Source organism: Vibrio sp. 10N.222.49.C9 (assembly GCF_041474985.1).
Lineage (GTDB): Bacteria > Pseudomonadota > Gammaproteobacteria > Enterobacterales > Vibrionaceae > Vibrio > Vibrio crassostreae_C.
This window is the reverse complement of sequence record NZ_JBFRVD010000018.1, coordinates 399,254-404,144: the sequence shown is the minus strand read 5'-3', so window position 1 is coordinate 404,144 and position 4,891 is coordinate 399,254. Positions and strand designations below refer to the sequence as shown.

The following is a 4,891-nucleotide window of genomic DNA, read 5'->3' as shown; positions in this document are numbered from 1 at the left end:
TTTACTTTAATTGGTATAAATCATAGTGTTTCGCACGTCAGTCGAATAACTTACACAAAAGATTTTCCCGCAGCCCACAGCTCTTAGCTCAGGTGTTCCCCAAAACCAACTCATGATTAGGACTACATCATTTCTGATTCCAGCTGTGAGGTGACTCGAGCATGATTTCAAACGTATATAGCTTTAAGTTTAGCATTCAGATACTCGAGCCATACGCGCTGTAGATGTTTCCTTTATTAAGTGAGCGGCTCTCAGTATTAGTTAACAGCCTTTCGGCTACGAAATCTGACTTCTGCTCTATCTGTGAATCTATAGGATACGTGTAATTAGGGCTCTATCATGGAGGCTTCTCTTAAGAACGCTAGAGCTCATAATGAGTCGACTTAATGTCTCTTGTTATGCATTGAGCTTAAAACCACTCTCGATGGTATTGAGCGACTCGTTCTAAGTACTTCAAAGGGTGAAAGTAGGCTAGATTCAGCTTAAAGGTGAGAGTCGCTAAGTGTGTTCCCAAGTGGTGCCTGAGGGGTATATAAGCTAAGAAATAGAGCATCCCTCGTATTCGTGAAGTGACGTTTATCACCCTGCGGATTTAGATTCTTTGGTTCTAGGTGCTGGTATATTAGGGGTTACCACTCTGTCTTCGATTTTGATGTGTTTGTTGACTCGATATTAATCAGTCGTGTTGACCGTTTTGCTCTGAGCATATTGATTTCTTGCTGGTTAGTTCAAGCTATGTTTTGGTTATTGCGACTAAGATGAAGCTAGAAGGTCACTACTGTTTGCTTAGTAGAAATAAAAATCCCCCAAATCATCGGCGGATAGTTTTGTGATTCTTTTCAGAATTAGATAAAGCCTTAAACCTAATGGGTCGAATTATGAAATTGAGTTTTAACTTTGAAGATGCGAGCCAGATCTTTGTGGGATCTTTTGCCTTGGCCGTGCCGATTTCTTTTTCTGAAGAGGCTTGGAAGTTAGGGGAGACTTTACCTACCGCTAATCTATTGCTGCTATTTTTACTGTCTGCGGTGTTCTTAGGCTTCTATACGTATGAGAGTGTCTTTCAAAAAGATGTTGTTGCTCGGTTGCCGGTGTTTATTTTCAGAATAGTGATTGCTTATGTTATGACGGCATTGGTCGTTGCTTTGGTACTGACTTGCCTGGACAAATTACCTCTATTGAGTGATCCCGTCGTATCGATCAAAAGAGTGATTGTTATTTCAATGCCAGCCTCTATGGGCGCTATTGTAGTGGATAGTTTTGATAAAGAGTAATCTGTGTATCAATTTGGATTGAAGTGTCTTACAGAGCTTTTCAGCGCTTACTTGATTCGTTATTTAGCTTTCTTACCTCCAAACTTAGTATTGATTTTTTCAACCGATCTCCTAGTCAATAAAATGAGTAGCAACGTACTGTGACTGACTCTTACGTGAATGTGTCGTTTGTTGTTGGGAGATTTTGAAGAGCATTAAGTAGCGAAGATTTGTAGCTTTGGAAGGATATAAAAACGGTTGGTTTCTGAATTGAATACGATATTTGAAAGGTGAGGGTAGTTGTATTAATAAGTTAGGATCTTTAGATGCAAAAAAGCCGCATCAATGATGCGGCTTTTTTTAATTGGCTCCCCTTGCAAGACTTGAACTTGCGACATACGGATTAACAGTCCGCCGTTCTACCAACTGAACTAAAGGGGAATTGATTGTTTAGTCTCTAATCAAGAGAATGGTGCCGACTACCGGAATCGAACTGGTGACCTACTGATTACAAGTCAGTTGCTCTACCTACTGAGCTAAGTCGGCATCATGAATCAAAAAGCTTATGCTTGATGATTAACTTGGCTCCCCTTGCAAGACTTGAACTTGCGACATACGGATTAACAGTCCGCCGTTCTACCAACTGAACTAAAGGGGAATTATTCTTAAAGCTTTAAAGAAATGGTGCCGACTACCGGAGTCGAACTGGTGACCTACTGATTACAAGTCAGTTGCTCTACCTACTGAGCTAAGTCGGCACATAATATTTCTTTGTGCTTTACTGTTGTTGTCTAAGACACCAACAAATAAATTGTGGTGCCCGGAGGCGGAATCGAACCACCGACACGAGGATTTTCAATCCTCTGCTCTACCGACTGAGCTATCCGGGCGACGAGGTGTATTAAACGTGTTTTCGCGTTCTGGGTCAACATTAAATTGCAAAAAAAGTATCGTTTGATGTTTTTCTATACTTAGTGGGTTGTTTTTGCTCATTTGGGGTGAAAAACCTAGGTCTAGCATGCCCTAAAAGATAGTAAAACTACGGTTAACTACACTGAATGGGCGCCGAAATAAAAAAAGCACGTATGAAAACGTGCTTTTTTATTTGAAAATTTTCTAGGGAGTTTAGTGTTTTACTTCAAACCTATTAACCCAAGCTTCTAATTCGTTGGAAAGAGAGGCAAGAGTTTGGGTGCTGTTATGACTTTCTGTTACGACATTGCTCAGTTGGTTACCGCTCTCTTCGATCATATTGATACGCTTCGATATATCATCGCTCACCTGAGTCTGCTCAGCGGCCGCTGTTGCGATTTGATGACTCATTGATGAAATGGACTCTAATGCGACAACAATCTGTTGTAGTGCTTCAGAGGCGTTTTGAGACTCTGTTACGGTGCTTTCACTGGTCGCGGCACACACTTCCATGGTTTGAATTGCGTTGCGAGATCCCTCTTGAAGGTTATTAATCATTAATTGGATTTCTTTTGTGCTCGATTGTGTTCTGCCTGCAAGGTTACGAACCTCATCTGCTACAACAGCAAATCCACGACCTTGTTCGCCAGCTCGAGCTGCTTCAATGGCTGCATTTAGTGCCAATAGGTTAGTTTGCTCCGCTATATCACCAATCACATCCAATACTTTTGCAATGTTGTTTACATCGTTATCTAGGTTAGCGACAGCTTCGCTTGCTGTGCCTAGTTGGCCTGCTAAGCCTTGAATGTTATCTACTGTGTTGTGAATGAGTTGTTGGGTATGCTGGCTCTGTTTGTCGGCCTCGTCGGTGTTGCGCGCGGTATCGCTAGCTGAAGCAGCTACGTTATTGGCTGAAGAGGCCATCTCGGTCATTGCTGTCGCGATCATCTCTGTTGATTGCTGTTGGGTGTCTGTCAGTTGACCAATTGACCCAGCGCGATCTTCTACGCGCTGCAGTTCGCCTCTTAATGCCAGCATTGAAGCGTCAAGGTTTGATACTAGCTCAGCCAATGACTTACTCATTTGTTGTACGGCGTGATAGATACTGCCGTCAATTGCCTGAGTTTCGAAAGAGGTTTGAATTCGACCTTGTGCTACGGCTTGTACTGCTTCTCGTACGTCTTTAGGTTCGCCGCCAAGAAGCGCTAGCATGCGTTTAATGGATACAATTAGGCTCGCCAGAATAAGACCAGCAATCACGACACAAAGGAATAGCTGCCATTGAGCAGTAGACCAAAAACGAGCGTTAACTTCATTGAACCCGATACCAGTGCCGACAACCCAACCCCAATGTGGCGTTTTCTCTGCAATAGACAGTTTTTCTTCAATCGTTCCATCTGGCAGTTTTTGTGTCCAGGTGTACTCAATGATCTCGCCAGTACGATTACCAAGTACTCTTTGGATTAGCTGCCCAACACTATTGCCGTCGCCATCTTTAAAGTCGTTAAAACTGGTTCCGTGCAGTTGAGGATCTAATGGTGTCGCGATAAACGTCATGTTCTCATCGGCTACGTAAACATATTCATTATCTTTATAGATGTTGTTGCGTAGAAGGCGAGTAGCTAGTTGCTTGGCTTGCTCTTCTTCTAGTGTGCCATCAATCGCCATTTTTTCGACTTCAGTAAGAATGCTGTATGCGCTCTTAAACAGCTCTGTTACGCGAGTTTTGTTGTCCATGTTGCTAGCAACTCTTAAGGTCCATAAGCCTGTAGCCGTCAGTGCTAGCAGGGCGATCAAGATGATGCCCGATAATAAGTAAGCTTGCGTTTTTAGTTTCATATTTCCCCGCGCAGCGATTCAATAATTAGTATTAGGTATAATTCATCGAATCTTAATCTAAGTGGTGTAAGGCAGATATTAGAAAGACATCAAAGTATGATAGGGATTAAATTTTCGAAGAAAAAAAAGTAACAGGACTTGGTTCTATTTGTTTTAATGTGAATATTAGCGGGTCATGAACTTTATAAGGCGTTGGTTCTGTTGTAGTGGATATGCTTTATAGAACTTAGAATCAACTGCTGTAGTAAGAGTACTAAAAGGAGATAACTCAATTTATCGAGACTGATTAAGAGTTAGTGAGGAGCTGATGTGTATATTGAATAGAGTTTGTTTTTGTTCAAACGAAAAAAAGCCAAGTCTTTCGACTTGGCTTTCTTGAATGTGGCTCCCCTTGCAAGACTTGAACTTGCGACATACGGATTAACAGTCCGCCGTTCTACCAACTGAACTAAAGGGGAATTATTTGTGTCAACATCAGGTCTATAAAGACCATTATTTGTTAAGCACCAAATAATGGTGCCTCGAGGCGGAATCGAACCACCGACACGCGGATTTTCAATCCGCTGCTCTACCGACTGAGCTATCGAGGCAAAAGAATGGTGCCGACTACCGGAGTCGAACTGGTGACCTACTGATTACAAGTCAGTTGCTCTACCTACTGAGCTAAGTCGGCACACTAAATTCTTTGCTTAAAGAGTTAAACTCTTCAATTAAAACCTCATATAAAATGAAGTCCTTTAAAAATGGCTCCCCTTGCAAGACTTGAACTTGCGACATACGGATTAACAGTCCGCCGTTCTACCAACTGAACTAAAGGGGAATTACTTGTCTCAACATCAGGTCTATAAAGACCATTATTTGTTAAGTACCAAATAATGGTGCCTCGA

2 protein-coding genes and 9 tRNA genes are annotated in these 4,891 nt (G+C 42.0%); 1 reads left to right on the top strand and 10 read right to left on the bottom strand.

From position 1 onward, the window contains the following. The first annotated feature begins 878 nt into the window (after positions 1–878). The gene (locus AB4585_RS08310; protein WP_017060180.1) at positions 879–1,274 is read left to right on the top strand and encodes a DUF2391 family protein; all 396 of its coding nucleotides are present in this window, start codon (positions 879–881) and stop codon (positions 1,272–1,274) included. Positions 1,275–1,618: 344 nt separating this feature from the next. On the opposite strand, the gene AB4585_RS08305 is transcribed toward AB4585_RS08310, so the two are convergent. The 10 genes from AB4585_RS08305 to AB4585_RS08260 all read right to left on the bottom strand — a co-directional run bounded on the left by AB4585_RS08305 (position 1,619) and on the right by AB4585_RS08260 (position 4,824). Next, positions 1,619–1,694: transfer RNA gene (locus tag AB4585_RS08305), tRNA-Asn, on the bottom strand. 29 nt (positions 1,695–1,723) lie between these two features. Then, a tRNA-Thr gene (locus AB4585_RS08300) sits at positions 1,724–1,799 on the bottom strand. 36 nt (positions 1,800–1,835) lie between these two features. Then, a tRNA-Asn gene (locus AB4585_RS08295) sits at positions 1,836–1,911 on the bottom strand. Between the two features lie 24 nt (positions 1,912–1,935). Then, positions 1,936–2,011 (bottom strand) — tRNA-Thr (locus tag AB4585_RS08290). A gap of 56 nt (positions 2,012–2,067) precedes the next feature. Next, positions 2,068–2,143 (bottom strand) — tRNA-Phe (locus tag AB4585_RS08285). Positions 2,144–2,378: 235 nt separating this feature from the next. Beyond that, positions 2,379–4,004 carry a methyl-accepting chemotaxis protein gene (locus tag AB4585_RS08280; protein WP_372169535.1) on the bottom strand — a complete coding sequence of 542 codons (1,626 nt, stop codon included), beginning with the start codon at positions 4,002–4,004 and terminating at the stop codon, positions 2,379–2,381. 382 nt (positions 4,005–4,386) lie between these two features. Beyond that, positions 4,387–4,462, bottom strand: a tRNA-Asn gene (locus tag AB4585_RS08275). Positions 4,463–4,518: 56 nt separating this feature from the next. Beyond that, positions 4,519–4,594 (bottom strand) — tRNA-Phe (locus tag AB4585_RS08270). Between the two features lie 7 nt (positions 4,595–4,601). Next, positions 4,602–4,677, bottom strand: a tRNA-Thr gene (locus AB4585_RS08265). A gap of 71 nt (positions 4,678–4,748) precedes the next feature. Beyond that, positions 4,749–4,824: transfer RNA gene (locus AB4585_RS08260), tRNA-Asn, on the bottom strand. Positions 4,825–4,891 lie beyond the last annotated feature (67 nt).